The organism is uncultured Piscinibacter sp., assembly GCF_937952055.1.
Classification (GTDB): Bacteria; Pseudomonadota; Gammaproteobacteria; order Burkholderiales; family Burkholderiaceae_C; genus Piscinibacter.
Genome location: NZ_CALFYO010000019.1, coordinates 346,827 through 363,375, shown reverse-complemented (window position 1 = coordinate 363,375; position 16,549 = coordinate 346,827). Strand labels below are relative to the sequence as shown.

Here is a 16,549-nt window from a genome sequence, read left to right as displayed (position 1 = left end):
CATGCCGCGTCACGACCGCCCCGCCCCCGCGAAGCACGAGACGCTGCAGGCGCTCGGCCAGATCGATGGCGTGGACGATTCGGCCTGGCTGGACGTGATCGCGAAGATGGACGAGGTCTACTCGCAACTGGTGCAGGACGAGATCGCGCTGGAGGAGAAGAACGCGCAGCTCGAACAGTCGCAGCAGTTCATCTTCAGCCTGCTGTCGTCGATGAGCGACGTGCTGCTGGCCTGCGACGAGGCCGGCCGCATCGAGGAAACCAACGCCGCGCTGCGCGAGCTGGTCGGCAAGAGCGAGGCGGAGCTGCGCGGCACGCCGCTGCTGGCGCTGCTCGCTGACGCCTCGGGCGTGGAGCGCTTCCGCGGCGCGCTCGCCGGCACGCCGCGGCGCGGCAGCGCGATCGAGATCGACCTGCGCGACGCGCAGGGCCAGGCGGTGCCGGTGGACCTGAACATCACACCGCGCTTCAACGCGGCGGGGCAGCGCGTCGGCCATGTGTTCGTCGGCCGGCCGCTGGGTGAGCTGAAGCGCGCCTACCACCAGCTTCGCGAGGCGCACGAGGCGCTCAAGCGCACCCAGCAGCAGCTGCTGCACTCGGAGAAGATGGCTTCGCTCGGCCGACTGGTGGCCGGCGTGGCCCACGAGCTGAACAACCCGATCAGCTTCGTGCTCGGCAACGTGCACGCGCTGCAGCGCTACACCGAGCGCCTGCGCGAGTACTTGGCGGCGATCCATGCCGACGCCGCCGCCGACGAGCAGGTGAAGCTGCGCGCCCGGCTGCGCATCGACCACCTGCTCGCCGACCTGCCCTCGCTGATGGAGGGCACGCTGGAGGGCGCGCAGCGCACCGCCGACATCGTGCAGGGCCTCAAGCGCTTCTCGGCGATGGACCGCGGCGAGCGCAGCGAGGTCGATCTCAACGGCGTGATCGAGCGCGCCATCCACTGGGTGCGCAAGGGCACGGCGCCGGCCTTCGCGGTGCATTGGACGCCTGCCGTGCCCTGCACCGTGAGCGGCAATGCCGGCCAGCTGCTGCAGGTGGTGATGAACCTGGTGCAGAACGCCTACGACGCCGCGGCCACGCGCGACAACCCTGCGCCGGCGCTGTGGATCACGCTGGAACGCGACGGCGGCATGGCCCGCCTGCGCTTTCGGGACAACGGGCCGGGCATCGCCGTCGAGCACCTGTCGCGCCTGTTCGACCCCTTCTTCACCACCAAGCCAGTGGGCAAGGGCACCGGGCTGGGCCTGTCGATCAGCTACGGCATCGTCGAGCAGCACGGCGGCCGTCTGACGGCCGGCAACCATGCGCAGGGCGGCGCCGAGTTCGTGCTCGATCTGCCCTGCGCAACGCCGGCGGCGGCGGGCTGACTTGCGGGCTCAGGCCTCGCCGATGGCGCCTTCGGCGAGCAGCGCGTCGATCTCGCCGGCCTCGAAGCCGTGCTCCCGCAGTACTTCGCGCGTGTGCTGGCCGAAGGTCGGCGCCGGCCGGCGCACGCTGCCGGGTGTGGCACTGAACTTCACCGGCACGCCGAGCGCGCGCGTGCGGCCGGCCACCGGATGCTCGAGCTCGACCACCATCTCGCGTGCCAGCGTCTGCGGGTCGCTGGCCATTTCGCCGATGCTGCGTATCGGTCCGGCCGGGATGCCCGCGGCGTCGAGTTCGCGCAGCCAGTCTTCGGTGCGGCGCTCGCGCAGGTGCGCGCCGAGCAGTGCGGCGAGCGCCTCGCGGTGGGCCATGCGTGCGCTGTTGTCCTTGAAGCGCGGATCGTCGATCAGCTCGGGCGCGCCGACCAACCTTGCGATGCGCTCCCAGTTCGACTGGTTGGCGCCGCCGATGTTGATCCAGCCGTCCAGCGTCGGGAAAGCCTGGTAGGGCGCGGCCAGCACATGCGCCGAGCCGCCCGGGCCGGGCGACACACCGGTGGCGAAGAAGATCGCCGCCTGCCAGGCGGTCTGGTGGATGCCGGCCTCGAGCAGCGAGGTGTCGACGAACTGCCCCTGTCCCGTCTTGAGCCGGTGCACGTAGGCCGACACGATGCCCAGCGCCGCCAGCAGGCCCGCGTTCATGTCGGTGACGGGGCTGCCGACCTTCACCGGCGCACCGCCGGGCTCGCCGGTGATGCTCATCAGCCCCGACACGCCCTGCGCGATCAGGTCGAAGCCCCCCTTGTCGGCCGCCGGCCCGGTGCGGCCGTAGCCCGAGATGGCGCAGTAGATCAGCGCCGGGTTGAGCGCGTGCAGCGCGTCGAAGCCGAGCCCCAGGCGGTCGAGCGCGCCGCGCCGGTAGTTCTCGGTCAGCACGTCGGCGCGCTGCGCGAGCCGGCGCAGCACGCGGCGCCCGCCTTCGGTCTTCAGGTCGACCGCGATCGAGCGCTTGTTGCGGTTCATCATCATGAACGCCGCCGACTCGCCCTGGACCTGCGGTTCGGCGTAGCGCCGCGTGTCGTCGCCGCCGGGAATCTTCTCGACCTTGACGACGTCGGCGCCGAGGTCGGCCAGCAGCGCGCCGCAGCTCGGCCCGGCCATGATCTGCGCCAGCTCGATCACCCTGAGTCCGGCCAGCGGGCCGGTGGCGGGCACGGCGCTCATCGGCCGACGAACTCCGGCACCGCCTTGTCGAGGAAGGCGCGCACGCCGATGCGGAAGTCCTCGCTGTCGTAGCAGCGGAAGCCCTCGTCGCGCTGCGCCTCGGTGAGCGGCTGGCCGGCGCCGAGCTCGCGCAGGAACTGCTTGTGCCAGCGCGCCGCCAGCGGCGCTCCGGCGGCAATGCGGGCGGCGCAGGCATAGGCCTCGCGCTCGAGGTCGGCATCGGGCAGCACGCGGTTCACCAGCCGCTTGTCGAGCGCCTCGCGGGCGCCGAACACGCGCCCCTCGAGCAGCATCTCGAGCGCCACCGACCGCCCGGCCAGCTGCACCAGCGCAGCGAGCTCGGCATGGGCCATCACCAGCCCGAGCTTGTTGATCGGCGCGCCGAAGCGCGCCGACTCGTTGCACAGGCGCAGGTCGCACAACGCGGCGATCTCCAGGCCACCGCCGACGCAGATGCCCTCGATCAGCGCCAGCGTCGGGTGCCGGCAGTCGGCGATGGCTCCCAGCGCGTCGTGCAGGATCGCGCCATAGGCCTTGCCCTGCGCGAAGTCGGCACGCTCGGTCGGGAATTCGGCGATGTCGTTGCCCGGCGCGAAGGCCTTGCCACCGGCGCCGCGCAGCACCACGCAGCGCACGCCGTCGTCGGCCGAGAGCTCGCGCATCAGCTGGGCAAGTCGCCGCCACATCGGCTTGGTCAGCGCGTTGAGCTTGTCGGGACGGTTGAGCGTCACCGTCGCGATGGCGCCGTCGTGCCGCAGCAGCACGACGTCTTCGTCACGGGTCGTTCCGGCCTCAGCCATAGAACGCCTGGACGAGGAACAGCGGCACCGCAGGCACGTAGGTGACCAGCAGCAGCACGGCGAGCAGCACACCGATGAAGGGCAGGTTCACCCGCGTGACCTTCCACATGTCGGCCTTGGCGATCGAGCACGACGCCATCAGCACGCTGGCCACCGGCGGCGTCTGCTGCCCGATGCCGAGGTTCAGCGTGACGATGAGGCCGAAGTGCACCGGATCGATGCCCACCGCCTTGACCAGCGGCAGCACGATCGGCACCACCAGGATGATCGCTGCGGCCGAATGCAGGAACAGGCCGATGACGAGGAAGAACAGGTTCAGCAGCCCCAGCACCAGAAGGCGGTCGCTGGTGATGCCGGACAGCCACTGCGCGAGCTGCTGCGGCATCTGCTGCTCGGTGAGGTAGACGCCCAGCAGCGCGGAGGACGCGACGAGCAGCATCACGGTCGCGGTCTGGACGGCCCCTTCCATCATCGCGTTGTAGAGGTGCTTCCAGTCCAGCTCGCGGTAGATCACGCCGCCGATGAACAGCGCCGCCAGCACTGCCAGCGCGGCACCCTCCGTCGCCGTGACCACACCGCCGAAGATGCCGCCGAGGATGATGAGGGGCAGCAGGAAGGCCCAGGCCGCGTCCTTGAAGGTCCTGCGCACCTTGGCCCACTCGAACACCTCCTCGACCGGATAGTTGTAGCGGCGTGCGTACCAGTAGGCCAGCGCCATCATGCCGACGCCGCCGAGGATGCCCGGCACGATGCCGGCGACGAACAGCTGCACCACCGAGGCATCGGCCATCACCGCGTAGAGGATCATCGGGATCGACGGCGGGATGATCACCGCCAGCGTCGCCGACGACGAGGTGATGGCAGCGGCGAACTCCTTCGGGTAGCCCTTCTTCTTCATCGCCGGGATCAGGATGGAGCCCATCGCGGCGACATCGGCCACCGCCGAGCCGGAGATCTCGGCGAAGAACATCGAGGTGCCGATGTTGATCATCGCCAGGCCGCCCTTGACGAAGCCGAACAGCGCCGAGGCGAACGTGATCAGCCGGCGCGACAGGCTCGACGAGTTCATGATCGCGCCGGCCAGGATGAACAGCGGGATCGCCAGCAGCGGGAAGCTGGTCGCGCCGTTGAACATGACGATCGCGGAGTTCAGCAGCGCGTCCAGGCCGCCCGCATGCACCATCGCGCCCATCGCGACGATGCCCAGCGCCACGGCGATCGGCACATTGAGCAGGATCAGGCCCACCAGGCCCAGGAACATGATGGCGACGATCATGACGACTGCAGAACGTCCTGAACCGGGGCCTGCTCGTGGTCGACGATGCCCGCGCCGCGCGCCTGGCGCAGCACCTCGGGCAGGCTGAGCAGCTGGGCGACGATGAACAGCGCGCCGCCGACCGGGATCACCGACTGCGTGAACTGCGTCGGCACCCAGGGCAGGCTGACCATCGTGTCGCCGTCGAGGATCTGCAGCACCTGCACGCCGAACCAGGTCAGCAGCGCGAAGAAGCCGATCACGCACGCCTCGCCGAACAGCACCGCCGGCACGCGGACCGCGGGCGGCAGGGCGTTGACGAGGCCGGGAAAGCCGATGTGCGCCCGCTTCAGCGCCGCCAGGGCCGCGCCGTAGTAGGTCAGCCAGGCGAGCATGATGGACGCGCCCTCGTCGTACCAGACGAGGGCGATGCCGAGCTTGCGGCAGGCCACGCCGACCAGGATCATCACCGCCAGCGTCGCCAGCAGGAAGATCACGAAGGCGGTCAGCGTGCGGTCGAAGGCGATGCGCAGCGTGGCCGACAAGATCACATCCCCTTGCCGAGCGCGATCGCCTTGTCGACCAGCTTGCCGCCGTCCGGCACTTCCTTGGCGAATTCCTCGTACACGCCCTTGCTGGCGGCGATGAAGGCATCCTTGTCGGCCTCGTTGACCTTCACACCGGCGGCCTTGATCTTGTCGAGCAGGTCGTTGTCGAGCCGGGCGGCCTGCTCGTAGACATAGGCCTGGGTCTCCTTCGCGGCGGCGGACAACGCGGCCTGCACGTCGGCCGGCAGCGACGCGAACTTGCGCGCTCCGGTGGCGAGGTAGGCCGGCGTGTAGACGTGGCCGGTCATCGACAGGTGCTTCTGCACCTCCTGGAACTTCGACGAGTAGATCTGCGTCAGCGGGTTCTCCTGGCCGTCCATCACGCCGGTCTGCAGCGCGACGAACACCTCCGACAAGGCCATCGGGCTGGGGTTGGCGCCGTAGGCCTGGAACATCTTCACGCGCCACTTGCCCTGCGGCACGCGCAGCTTCATGCCGCCCAGGTCGGCCGGCTTGACGATCGGCTTGGTGTTGGTGGTGATGTGGCGGAAGCCGTTCTCCCACACCGCCAGCAACTTGTAGCCCTTGGCCTCGGCCATCGGCGCGAGCGACGGCCAGACCACCTCGGCCTCGATCTTCTTCATGTGCTCGCGGTTCTTGACCAGGTACGGCATCTCGAACATGCCGAAGGCCTCGACATCGGAGGACATCACCGTCGACGGGATGGCGAATTCCACCGTCCCCAGACGCAGCTTCTGCATCAGCTCGCGGTCGCCCCCCAGCTGGCTCGATCCGAACACGACGACCTTGGCCTTGTCGCCCAGCTTCTCGTTGGCGCGACGCGCGAACTCGTTGGCCGACAACTCGAACAGCGAGCCGGGGCCGCCGACGTGGCCGAGCTTGAGCTCGACCTGCGCCACGGCGGGCAGCGCGAATCCGGCGGCCAGGGCGGCGGCGAGCAGGGTGCGGCGGGTGGTCATGGCATTGTCTCCTTAATGGTGTTGGGGTTGTCTACGTGGGCGGCCGCGCTCAGGCCGCCGTCTCCAGCAGTCGGGGCGCGGGATGGGCGGCGAAGTACTCCATTGCGGCTTGCACGCCGCTGCCGGACAGCGCCACGCCGGCGAGCCTGAAGCCCATCTCCACGCCGGCCAGCGCCGCCATCAGCGTGAGGTCGTTGCAGTCTCCGAGATGGCCGATGCGGAACATGCGGCCCTTCACCTTGCCCAGGCCGGTGCCCAGCGACAGGTCGAAGCGCTCGTGGATCATCTTGCGCAGCGCATCAGCATCCACGCCCTGCGGCGTGATCACGCCGGTGAGCACCGGCGAGTACACCGCCGCGTCGGCACACTGGATGGGCAGGCCCCAGGCGCGCACTGCGCCGCGCACGCCTTCGGCCCAGCGTTGGTGGCGCGCGAACACCGCCTCCAGTCCCTGCCCGAGGAGCATGTCCAGCGCTTCCGACAAGCCGTAGAGCAGGTTGGTGTTCGGCGTGTACGGCCAGTAGCCCGACCGGTTCATCTCGACGATCTCGTCCCAGGCCCAGAAGCTGCGCGGCAGCCTGGCCGTCTTGCTCGCCTCGAGCGCCCTCGGCGACAGCGCGTTGAAGCTGATGCCGGGCGGCAGCATCAGGCCCTTCTGCGAGCCGCTGACGGTGACGTCGACACCCCACTCGTCGTGCCGGTAGTCGGCGCAGGCCAGGCCGGAGATCGAGTCGACCAGCAGCAAGGCCGGATGGCCGGCCGCATCGATGGCGCGACGCACCGCGGCGATGTCGCTGGTGACGCCGGTGGAGGTTTCGTTGTGCACCACGCACACCGCCTTGATGGCGTGGCCGGTGTCGGTGCGCAGGCGCTGCTCGATCATGTCGGCCTGCACGCCGCGACGCCAGCTCCACGGCAGCCCGGTGGCCGCGTCGGTGCCCGGCACGGCCAGGAACTCGGGCTTCAGGCCGAGCCGCTCGGCGAGCTTCTTCCACAGCGTGGCGAAGTGGCCGGTCTCGAACATCAGCAGCGCATCGCCGGGGCTCAGCGTGTTGACCAGTGCCGCCTCCCACGCACCGGTGCCCGAGGCCGGGTAGATGGCCACCGGGTGGCGGGTGCGGAAGATCTGCTGCATGCCGGCCAGCACCTTCAGGCCGAGCTGGCCGAACTCGGGACCGCGGTGGTCGATGGTCGGCAGGCTGATGGCGCGCAGGATGCGGTCGGGGACCGGGCTGGGCCCGGGGATCTGCAACAGATGCCGGCCGCTGGGATGCTGGTCAAGGGGAATCATGAATCGCTCCAAGAGGTCGGCAGTTTTGCATACAAAATGCATCTGTCAAGCGAGCTTGCCCTAGAATCACCGGAGTGCCGCCGTCATGGATTGCATACCAGAACATGGCTGAAGTCATCTCCATCCCCCGCCAAGTGCTGCACCAGGAGGTCGCGGTGCGGCTTCGCCAGCGCATCGTCGAGGGGCAGCTGGTCCCCGGCGCCAAGCTCAACGAGCGCGAGTTGAGCGAACTGCTGCAGGTCTCGCGCACGCCGCTGCGCGAGGCGATCAAGATGCTCGCAGCCGAGGGCCTGGTCGAACTGCTGCCCAATCGCGGCGCGGTGGTGGCGCAGATGTCGGAGCAGGACGTGGCCGACACCTTCGAGGTAATCGCCGCGCTGGAGGGACAGTCGGGCGAACTTGCCGCGCAACGCATCGGACCGGCCGAACTGGCCGAGATCCGCGCCCTGCACTACGAGATGATGGCCGCCTTCACGCGCCGCGACCTGCCCAGCTACTACCGGCTCAACGCGCAGATCCACACGCTGATCAACGCGGCGGCGCGCAATCCGGTGCTGACGCAGACATGGCGCAACGTCAACGCGCGGCTGCAGGCGCTGCGCTTTCGCTCCAACTTCGACGAGGCGAAGTGGAAGCGCGCGGTGAAGGAACACGAGCGCATGGTGGAGATGCTCGCCGACCGAGACGCGGCCGGCCTGCGCTCCCTGCTCGTCGAGCACCTGATGCACAAGCGCGACGCGGTGCTCGAGCTGATGAAGAGCGGCCAGCTCCACGCAGGCAGCAAGGCCAGCGCATGAACGCCCCGCTGCCCTCCGGTGTGCTCGCCGACAGCGCGGAGCTCTCGCGGCGCCTGCAGCGCGAGACCGAAGGCGAGGTGCTGTTCGACCTCGCCTCGCGAGGTCGCTATGCGACCGACGCATCGATCTACCAGGTCATGCCGATCGGCGTGTTCGTGCCGAGAACGCCGCGCGACGTGTCGATCGCCCTGCAGATCGCCCGCGAGCTCGGCGCGCCGGTGCTGCCTCGCGGCGGCGGCACCTCTCAGTGCGGCCAGACCACCGGAGCGGCGCTGGCGATCGACTTCAGCAAGCACCTGCGCAAGCTGCTCGCGCTCGACGTGGAGACGCGGCGCGTGCAGGTCGAGCCGGGCATGGTGCTCGACCACCTGAACGCCCAGCTCAAGGCGCATGGCCTGTGGTACCCGGTCGATGTCTCGACCAGCGCGCAGGCCACGCTCGGCGGTATGGCCGGCAACAACTCGTGCGGCAGCCGCAGCATCGCCTACGGCAACATGGTGCACAACGTCGAGCGCATCGACGCCTGGCTGGCCGACGGCAGCGAAGTGGCCTTCGGGCCGCTGGCGACGCTGGGCGCGAAGGAACGCCACGTCGCCGCACTGGTGCGCAGCCTGGCCGACGCGCTCGCGCCTGAGATCGACGCGAACTGGCCGACGGTGATGCGCCGCGTCGCAGGCTACAACCTCGACATCTTCCGTCCGCGCAGCGAGCGGCCCTACACCGCCGACGGCAGCGTCAACCTCGCGCACCTGCTGGTCGGCGCCGAGGGCACGCTGGCGATGACCCGCAGCCTCACGCTGCAGCTCAGCGCGCTGCCGCGGGCGAAGGTGCTGGGCGTGGTGAACTTCGCGAGCTTCCACGCGGCGATGGACTCGGCGCAGCACATCGTCAAGCTGGGCCCCAGCGCGGTCGAACTGGTCGACCGCACGATGATCGAGCTGTCGCGCGCCAACCCGGCGTTCCGGCCGGTGATCGAAACGGCCCTGATCGGCAGTCCGGACGCCATCCTGCTCGTCGAATTCAGCGGCGATGACCGTTCGATGCTGCTGAAGCAGCTGAAGGCGCTGGTCGAGCTGATGGCCGACCTCGGCATGCCCGGCAGCGTCGTCGAGATGCCCGACGACCACCCGCAGAAGGCGCTGTGGGAAGTACGCAAGGCCGGCCTGAACATCATGATGAGCCTGAAGGGCGACGGCAAGCCGGTCAGCTTCATCGAGGACTGCGCGGTGCCGCTCGAGCACCTCGCCGAGTACACCGACGCGCTGACCGAAGTGTTCCGCAGGCACGGCACCCGCGGCACCTGGTATGCGCACGCCTCGGTGGGCACGCTGCACGTGCGGCCCATTCTCGACATGCGGCGCGACGGCGCGCAGCGCATGCGCGCCATCGCCGAAGAGGCGGCGGCGCTCGTGCGCAGGTACCGTGGCGCCTACAGCGGCGAGCATGGCGACGGGCTGTGCCGCGGCGAGTGGATCCGCTGGCAGTTCGGCTCGAAGATCGACGATGCCTTCCGCGCCATCAAGCGCGAGCTCGACCCGGACAACCTGTTCAACCCCGGCAGGATCGTCGACCCGCCGAAGATGGACGATGTGCGACTGTTCCGCTTCCCGCCTTCGTACCGGACGATCCCGCTCAGGCCCGTGCTCGACTGGTCGGCGTGGGACGTGCAGAACGACCCGGCCACCGAGACGACCACCGCGCCGGGCACGGGTGGCGACCCCAGCGGCGGCCTGGCCAAGGCCGTGGAGATGTGCAACAACAACGGCCACTGCCGCAAGTTCGACGCCGGCACGATGTGCCCGAGTTACCGCGTCACGCGCGACGAGCAGCATGTCACGCGCGGCCGCGCCAACACGCTGCGGCTGGCGTTGTCGGGCCAGCTCGGCAGCGAAGCGCTCGACGGAGAGGCGGTGAAGTCCGCCCTGGAGCTGTGCGTCGGCTGCAAGGGCTGCAGGCGCGACTGCCCCACCGGCGTGGACATGGCGCGCATGAAGATCGAGGCCACCGCAGCCTACAAGGCGCGCCACGGCCACACGCTGCGCGACAGGCTGATCGCCCACCTGCCGCGCTACGCGGGATGGGCGAGCGCACTGCCCTGGCTGTTCAACCTGCGCAACCGGATTCCCGCGCTGGCGCGCTGGTCGGAGCGTGCCACCGGACTCGCAGCGGCGCGCAGTCTGCCGCGCTGGCGGCGCGACACGGTGCGGCGCGAGGCGCCGAGCTACGGCCTGGCAAGCGCCGCGCAGGCGATGGCTGCGGCCAAGGCCGTCGTGCTCTGGGTCGACACCTTCAACGGCCATTTCGAGACCGAGAACGCACGCGACGCCGTGCGCGTGTTCCAGGCCGCCGGCTACGCGGTGCACGTGCCCGGCCTCTCGGGCGAGCCGCTGTGCTGCGGCCGAACCTACCTCGCCACCGGCATGGTCGATCGTGCAAAGGCCCAGGCCGGCGCGCTGGTCGCCGCCCTGCAGCCCTTCGCCGAGCGTGGCATCGCCATCGTCGGGCTGGAGCCGTCGTGCCTGTTCACGCTGCGCGACGAAGCGTTGGTGATGGGACTGGGCACGGCGGCGCAGGCCGTGTCGGCGCAGGCCCTGACCTTCGAGGAGTTCCTCGCCCGCGAGTCCCGCGCCGGACGCTTCGCGCCGGCGTTCTCGCCGGCGACGAAGCCGATGAAGGTGCATGGCCACTGCCATCAGAAGGCCTTCGGCGCGGTGCAGCCAGTGCTGGAGGTGCTTCGGCTGATCCCCGGTGCCGGTCCCGAGCTGATCGAGACCTCGTGCTGCGGCATGGCCGGCAGTTTCGGCTACGAGTCCGAGCACCATGCGGTATCGCTGCAGATGGCCGAGCTCTCGCTGCTGCCTGCGGTGCGCGCTGCCGGAGAAGCCTGGATCGTGGCCGACGGCGCGAGTTGCCGGCATCAGGTCGCCGACGGCGCGCAGCGCGAGGCACTGCACGTTGCCCGCGTGCTCGCGGCCCACCTGGCGCGCTGACGGGGGGCAAACCCCGGCCTGTCGGCGCCGGGGATTACGTAGTTTCCGGCATGTGCCGGCGGGAGACGCTGCCCACAATCGCGCCATCTCACACCTGCCGCCCCGAAAGGACGATCCCATGAAGCGCCTGATGACGGCCATGCTGGCCGGCCTCGCCACCTCCGCCGCCCTCGCCGAATATCCGGACAAGCCGATCACCATCGTCGTTCCCTTCGCGGCCGGCGGTCCGACTGACAAGGTCGCCCGCGACCTCGGGGTCGCGATCGGTGCGGCGCTGAAGCAGACGGTGATCATCGAGAACGTCGGCGGCGCCGGCGGTACGTTGGGCGCGGCCAAGGTCGCCAAGGCGTCGCCGGACGGCTACACGCTGCTGCTCGCGCACATCGGCATGTCCACCGCGCCGGCGCTGTACCGCAAGCTGCCGTACAACGTCGAGACCGACTTCGAGTATCTCGGCATGGTCAACGACGTGCCGATGACGCTGATCGGTCGCCCGACCCTGCCGGCGAACAGCTACCCCGAGTTGGTCAAGTGGCTGCAGGAAAACAAGGGCAAGATCAATCTGGCCAATGCCGGCCTGGGTGCGGCTTCGCACCTGTGCGGCCTGCTCTTCCAGCAGAGCATCCAGATCGACATGACCACCGTGCCCTACAAGGGCACCGGCCCGGCGATGACCGACCTGCTCGGCGGTCAGGTCGACATCATGTGCGACCAGACCACCAACACCACCAGCCAGATCGAGAGCGGCAAGGTGAAGGCATATGCGGTGACGACGATGACCCCGCTGAAGACGCCGGCACTGTCCAAGCTGCCGACGCTGGACAGCCAGGGCCTGAAGGGCTTCAACGTGAGCATCTGGCACGGCATGTACGCACCCAAGGGCACGCCGGCCGCCGTGACCGAAAAGCTCAACGCGGCGCTGCGCGCGGCCCTCAAGGACGCCGACTTCATCAAGAAGCAGGAAGCGCTGGGCGCGGTGGTCGTGACCGACGCACGCCTGGCCCCGGCCGAGCACAAGAAGTTCGTCGCCGCCGAGATCGCCAAGTGGGCCCCGGCGATCAAGGCAGCCGGCCAGTACGCCGACTGAGGGCGACCGAACGGTTCTGCCGGTACCTGCAAAGGGCCGCCTTCGGGCGGCCCTTTCCTTCATGCCCGCATTGTGATCGGAATGGTGACGGGGCCGTCGTTGACCAGGTGCACCTGCATGTCGGCGCCAAACTCACCGGCCTCGACCTGCGGGTGCATGGCCCGCGCCGTGGCCAGCACACGGTCGTAGAGCCGTCGGCCGAGTTCGGGGTCGGCCGCGCCGCTGAAGCCCGGCCGGTTGCCGCCGGCCGTGTCGGCGGCGAGCGTGAACTGGCTGACGATCAGCAGGGCGCCGCCGGCGTCGACGACGCTGACGTTCATCCTGCCGGCATCATCCGGGAAGATGCGCAACTTGAGCACCTTGGCCACCAGCTTGTCGGCCAGTGCCTCGGTGTCGGTCGGCTCGGCGCACACGAACATCAGCAGCCCCGGGCCGATGGCACCGGCGACGCGCCCCGCCACCTCGACGCGTGCGGACGAGACACGCTGCAGCAGCGCGATCACAGCAGGTCCTTCGGGTCGTCGAAGTGCGCCTCGACATCGGTGGGCAGCAACTGGATCGAGGCGCGCAGCCCCGGCACCGCGCTCATCAGCGCCTGCTCGACACTGGTGCGCAGCGCCGCGGCGCGGCCGAGCGTCCAGCCCGCCGGCATGTGCATGTGGACATCGACGAAGCGCCGCTGGCCGGCGCGCCGCGTGACGATGTGGTCGAAGCGGATGGTGTGGTGCGCGAACTGCGCGAGTGTGGCGTCGATCTGTGCGCGCACCTCCGGCTCGACCGCCATGTCCATCAACCCGTCGACAGAGCGCCAGGCGAGATGCGCGCCCTCGCGCAGAATGTTCAACGCGACGCCGATGGCCAGCAGCGGATCGAGCCACAGCCAGCCGGTCAGCGGCACGAACAACAGTCCGACGACCACGCCCGCCGAGGTCCAGACGTCGGTGAAGAGGTGCCGCGCGTCGGCCTCCAGCGCGATCGAGCGCTGCTCGCGCGACGCAACCAGCATGCGCCAGGCGAGAAGCCCGTTGAGTGCCGAACTCGCTACGGCCAGCGCCAGCCCCCAGCCGAGCGACTCCAGCGGCCGCGGATCGACGAACCGCCCGGCCGCCGCCCAGATGATGCCCACCGCCGCGCCAACGATGAGCAGCCCTTCGAAGCCGCTGGAGAAGTACTCCGCCTTGGTGTGGCCGAAGGGATGGTCCTCGTCGGCCGGACGTTCGGCGATCGTCACCATCAGCACGGCGAACAGTGCCGAGGCGAGGTTGACGAAGGACTCCATCGCGTCGGACAGCAGACCCACCGAGTCGGTGATCCACCACGCCGCGGTCTTCATCGCGATGGTGGCCACGGCGGCCGCCACCGAGATCTTGAGCAGGGTCTTGGCCTGCATCGCGTGTGCCGGACTCAGGCCAGCGTGACGCGCGCGAACTTGCGCTTGCCGACCTGCACGACGTAGGTGCCCGGTCCGACCTTCAGCCCCTTGTCGCTGACCACCGTGCCGTCGATGCGCACGCCGCCGCCGTCGATCAGGCGCATCGCCTCACTGCTCGAGGGCGCGAGGTTGGCCTGCTTGAGCAACGCGCCGATGCCCAGCGGCGTGCCGGTCAGTGTCAGCGCCGGAATCTGGTCGGGAATGCCGCCACGGGCACGGTTGGCGAAGTCGGCATCTGCCGCCTCGGCAGCCGCCGCGCTGTGGAAGCGCGTGGTGATCTCCTTGGCGAGCATCACCTTGGCGTCCTTCGGATTGCGCCCCGCCTCGACCTCGGCCTTCAACTTCGCGATCTCCGCCTCGCTGCGAAAGCTCAGCAGCGTGAAGTAGCGCCACATCAGCGTGTCGCTGATCGACAGCAGCTTCGCGAACATGTCGTTCGCCGGCTCAGTGATGCCGATGTAGTTGCCCTTGCTCTTGGACATCTTCTCGACGCCGTCCAGGCCCTCGAGCAGTGGCATGGTCAGGACGCACTGCGGCTCCTGGCCGTACTCGGACTGCAGCGCGCGGCCGACGAGCAGGTTGAACTTCTGGTCGGTGCCGCCGAGCTCGAGGTCGCTCTTCAGCGCCACCGAGTCGTATCCCTGCATCAGCGGGTAGAGAAACTCATGCACGGAGATCGGCGTTCCGGCCTTGAAGCGCTCGGCGAAGTCGTTGCGCTCCATCATGCGCGCCACGGTGTAGCGGGCAGCCAGCTGGATCATGCCTCGCGCGCCCAGCGGGTCGCTCCATTCGGAGTTGTATCGAATCTCGGTCTTGTCGGGGTCCAGCACCAAGCTCGCCTGCTTGTAGTAGGTCTGCGCATTGGCCTCGATCTGTTCGCGCGTCAGCGGCGGTCGCGTGGTGTTGCGGCCGGAGGGGTCGCCGATCATCGAGGTGAAGTCGCCGATCAGGAAGATCACCTGGTGGCCGAGGTCCTGCAACTGGCGCATCTTGTTGAGCACCACCGTGTGACCGACGTGGATGTCGGGGGCGGTCGGGTCCAGCCCCAGCTTGATGCGCAATGGCACGCCGGTTGCTTCGGACCGGGCGAGCTTGGCAAGCCAGTCGGCTTCAGGTAACAACTCGTCGCAACCTCGCCGGGACACATCGAGTGCGTGCAGCACGCGGTCGGTCACCGGGGCGGAAGGCGGTGCAGGGGGCTGGGACATGGGGCGCGGGATGGGGGTATTACGAACGGAAGTCCGGGATGCGCTCGGTATACTGCGCTGTGCGTTTTTTCACGCCCCGAACGGCCGGATGAGCTCCGGCAGGCGCCACGGATTCTAGTGGACGCCCTTGTACGCAACCTGCATTGACTCGAGCGCTCGCGTTCGGCACAGACTGAATTGAAATCGTTGGGATCTCTGGAACGCGCCACCGAGGCAGCATTGGCGCGAGGCGCCCGGTTCGTGTCGTCGCATCCGCGCGCCCTGGCCTCGGCCGTCGCCCTCGCGCTGGCCGGCTTCGGCGCCGCCGCCTACGGCATTGCCAGCAACGGGCCCGACGCGGCCGACCTGCCGCGCCGCCTGGTGACGGAAAGTGTCAACCCCGAGGATGTCGCACCACAACTCGAGGCACTTGCCGGTCACGCTCTGCAGCTCTACCGCAGTGACCTCACGCGCTCCGGCGACGGCGTCGAGTCGCTGCTGGCCCGTCTGGGCGTCAGCGACCTCGAGGCCATCGAGTTCCTGCGCCGCGATGCGCTGGCGCGCAAGATCTTCGAGGGCCGGGCCGGCAAGATCGTGCGCGCGGCGGCCACACCCAGCGGCACGCTGGAGGAGTTGACGGTGCGCTATGCGCCGTCCGACAGCTCGTTGATCGCCACGCACTTCGAGCGCCTGCGGATCGAGCGTCGCGAGGGGAACTTCTCGGCCAGCGTCGAGACCGTGCCGCTGGCTGCCACGGTGCGCCTGGGCAGCGGCACGATTCGCAGTTCGCTGTTCGCCGCCACCGATGAGTCGGGCATCCCGGATGCGATCGCGATCCAGATGGCCGAAGCCTTCTCCGTGGACCTCGACTTCCACCGCGAGTTGCGCAAGGGCGACACATTCTCCGTCGTGTACGAGACGCTCACCGCCGACGGCGAGCCGATCACCTGGAACAATGCGGCCGGCAGGATGATCGCCGCCGAGTTCGTCAACAAGGGCGAGCCGCACTCCGCCGTGTGGTTCAAGGACGAGGACGGTCGTGGCGGGTATTACGACCTGAACGGCACGAGCAAGCGCCGCGCCTTCCTGGCCAGCCCGATGGAGTTCTCGCGCGTCACCTCGGGATTTTCGATGCGTATGCATCCCATCCTCAACCAGTGGCGCGCCCACAAGGGCGTCGACTACGGCGCGCCCACCGGTACGCCGGTGCGTTCGGTGGCCAGGGGTGTGGTGCACTTTGCTGGACGCCAGAACGGCTACGGCAACGTGGTCGAGATCGATCACGGCAACGGCAAGTCGACGCTGTATGCACACCTCAGCCGCATTGACGTGCGCCGAGGCCAGCGCATCGATCAGGGCGACCGCGTCGGCGCCGTCGGCGCAACGGGCTGGGCCACTGGACCGCACCTTCACTTCGAGTTCAAGCTCAACGGCGCGCAGCGCAACCCGCAGAACATGGCGAAGTCCTCCGAGGCCATCCAGCTCAGCGCGATGGGCAGGCAGCGCTTCGCGGCTGTGGCCCAGTCGATGCGGGGACAGCTCGACGCGGCGCTGACGGTCGGCGCCACGGTCGCCGAGTAGCGGCCGCG

14 protein-coding genes are annotated in these 16,549 nt (G+C 69.2%); 5 read left to right on the top strand and 9 right to left on the bottom strand.

Annotation, left to right across the window (positions count from 1 at the left end):
• Position 1: 1 nt before the first annotated feature.
• On the top strand, positions 2-1,372 hold the full coding sequence (locus Q0599_RS09145) for an ATP-binding protein (protein WP_298828608.1): 1,371 nt from the start codon (positions 2-4) through the stop codon (positions 1,370-1,372).
• Positions 1,373-1,381: 9 nt separating this feature from the next.
• Here Q0599_RS09145 and Q0599_RS09140 read toward each other — a convergent pair whose 3' ends face one another.
• The 6 genes from Q0599_RS09140 to Q0599_RS09115 are packed head-to-tail and all read right to left on the bottom strand — an operon-like array spanning position 1,382 to position 7,467.
• Positions 1,382-2,593, bottom strand: a complete 1,212-nt coding sequence (locus Q0599_RS09140) for a CoA transferase (RefSeq protein WP_298828604.1) — start codon at positions 2,591-2,593, stop codon at positions 1,382-1,384.
• Entirely contained in the window at positions 2,590-3,393 is an 804-nt protein-coding gene (locus tag Q0599_RS09135; protein ID WP_298828601.1) for an enoyl-CoA hydratase-related protein, read from the bottom strand. The genes Q0599_RS09140 and Q0599_RS09135 overlap by 4 nt, the downstream gene beginning before the upstream one ends.
• The gene (locus tag Q0599_RS09130) at positions 3,386-4,669 is read right to left on the bottom strand and encodes a TRAP transporter large permease (RefSeq protein ID WP_298828599.1); all 1,284 of its coding nucleotides are present in this window, start codon (positions 4,667-4,669) and stop codon (positions 3,386-3,388) included. The genes Q0599_RS09135 and Q0599_RS09130 overlap by 8 nt, the downstream gene beginning before the upstream one ends.
• Positions 4,666-5,193, bottom strand: a complete 528-nt coding sequence (locus Q0599_RS09125; protein ID WP_298828597.1) for a TRAP transporter small permease — start codon at positions 5,191-5,193, stop codon at positions 4,666-4,668. The genes Q0599_RS09130 and Q0599_RS09125 overlap by 4 nt, the downstream gene beginning before the upstream one ends.
• Positions 5,194-5,195: 2 nt before the next feature.
• The gene (locus Q0599_RS09120; RefSeq protein WP_298828594.1) at positions 5,196-6,176 is read right to left on the bottom strand and encodes a TRAP transporter substrate-binding protein; all 981 of its coding nucleotides are present in this window, start codon (positions 6,174-6,176) and stop codon (positions 5,196-5,198) included.
• Between the two features lie 49 nt (positions 6,177-6,225).
• The gene (locus tag Q0599_RS09115; RefSeq protein ID WP_298828592.1) at positions 6,226-7,467 is read right to left on the bottom strand and encodes an aminotransferase class V-fold PLP-dependent enzyme; all 1,242 of its coding nucleotides are present in this window, start codon (positions 7,465-7,467) and stop codon (positions 6,226-6,228) included.
• 104 nt (positions 7,468-7,571) lie between these two features.
• Here Q0599_RS09115 and Q0599_RS09110 point away from each other — a divergent pair, with 104 nt between their 5' ends.
• From Q0599_RS09110 to Q0599_RS09100, 3 genes are all read left to right on the top strand, one after another.
• Complete coding sequence (locus tag Q0599_RS09110) at positions 7,572-8,264, top strand: GntR family transcriptional regulator (protein ID WP_298828590.1); 693 nt, start codon at positions 7,572-7,574, stop codon at positions 8,262-8,264.
• Positions 8,261-11,254 carry an FAD-binding and (Fe-S)-binding domain-containing protein gene (locus tag Q0599_RS09105; protein WP_298828587.1) on the top strand — a complete coding sequence of 998 codons (2,994 nt, stop codon included), beginning with the start codon at positions 8,261-8,263 and terminating at the stop codon, positions 11,252-11,254. The genes Q0599_RS09110 and Q0599_RS09105 overlap by 4 nt, the downstream gene beginning before the upstream one ends.
• Positions 11,255-11,372: 118 nt before the next feature.
• A complete protein-coding gene (locus Q0599_RS09100) occupies positions 11,373-12,341 on the top strand; it encodes a tripartite tricarboxylate transporter substrate-binding protein (RefSeq protein WP_298828585.1) in 969 nt (322 codons plus the stop codon).
• Positions 12,342-12,400: 59 nt separating this feature from the next.
• Here Q0599_RS09100 and dtd read toward each other — a convergent pair whose 3' ends face one another.
• From dtd to tyrS, 3 genes are read right to left on the bottom strand one after another with little or no spacing between them, the layout of a single operon-like run.
• The gene (gene dtd / locus Q0599_RS09095) at positions 12,401-12,844 is read right to left on the bottom strand and encodes a D-aminoacyl-tRNA deacylase (RefSeq protein WP_298828583.1); all 444 of its coding nucleotides are present in this window, start codon (positions 12,842-12,844) and stop codon (positions 12,401-12,403) included.
• Positions 12,841-13,731 carry a cation diffusion facilitator family transporter gene (locus Q0599_RS09090; RefSeq protein ID WP_298828582.1) on the bottom strand — a complete coding sequence of 297 codons (891 nt, stop codon included), beginning with the start codon at positions 13,729-13,731 and terminating at the stop codon, positions 12,841-12,843. Before Q0599_RS09090 ends, dtd begins: the two co-directional genes overlap by 4 nt.
• Before the next feature lie 14 nt (positions 13,732-13,745).
• Positions 13,746-14,981, bottom strand: a complete 1,236-nt coding sequence (tyrS, locus tag Q0599_RS09085) for a tyrosine--tRNA ligase (protein WP_298828579.1) — start codon at positions 14,979-14,981, stop codon at positions 13,746-13,748.
• Between the two features lie 240 nt (positions 14,982-15,221).
• On the opposite strand from tyrS, the gene Q0599_RS09080 reads away from it, so the two are divergent.
• Positions 15,222-16,541, top strand: coding sequence for a M23 family metallopeptidase (locus Q0599_RS09080; protein ID WP_298828577.1), 1,320 nt, complete (start codon positions 15,222-15,224; stop codon positions 16,539-16,541).
• The last annotated feature ends 8 nt before the right edge of the window (positions 16,542-16,549 follow it).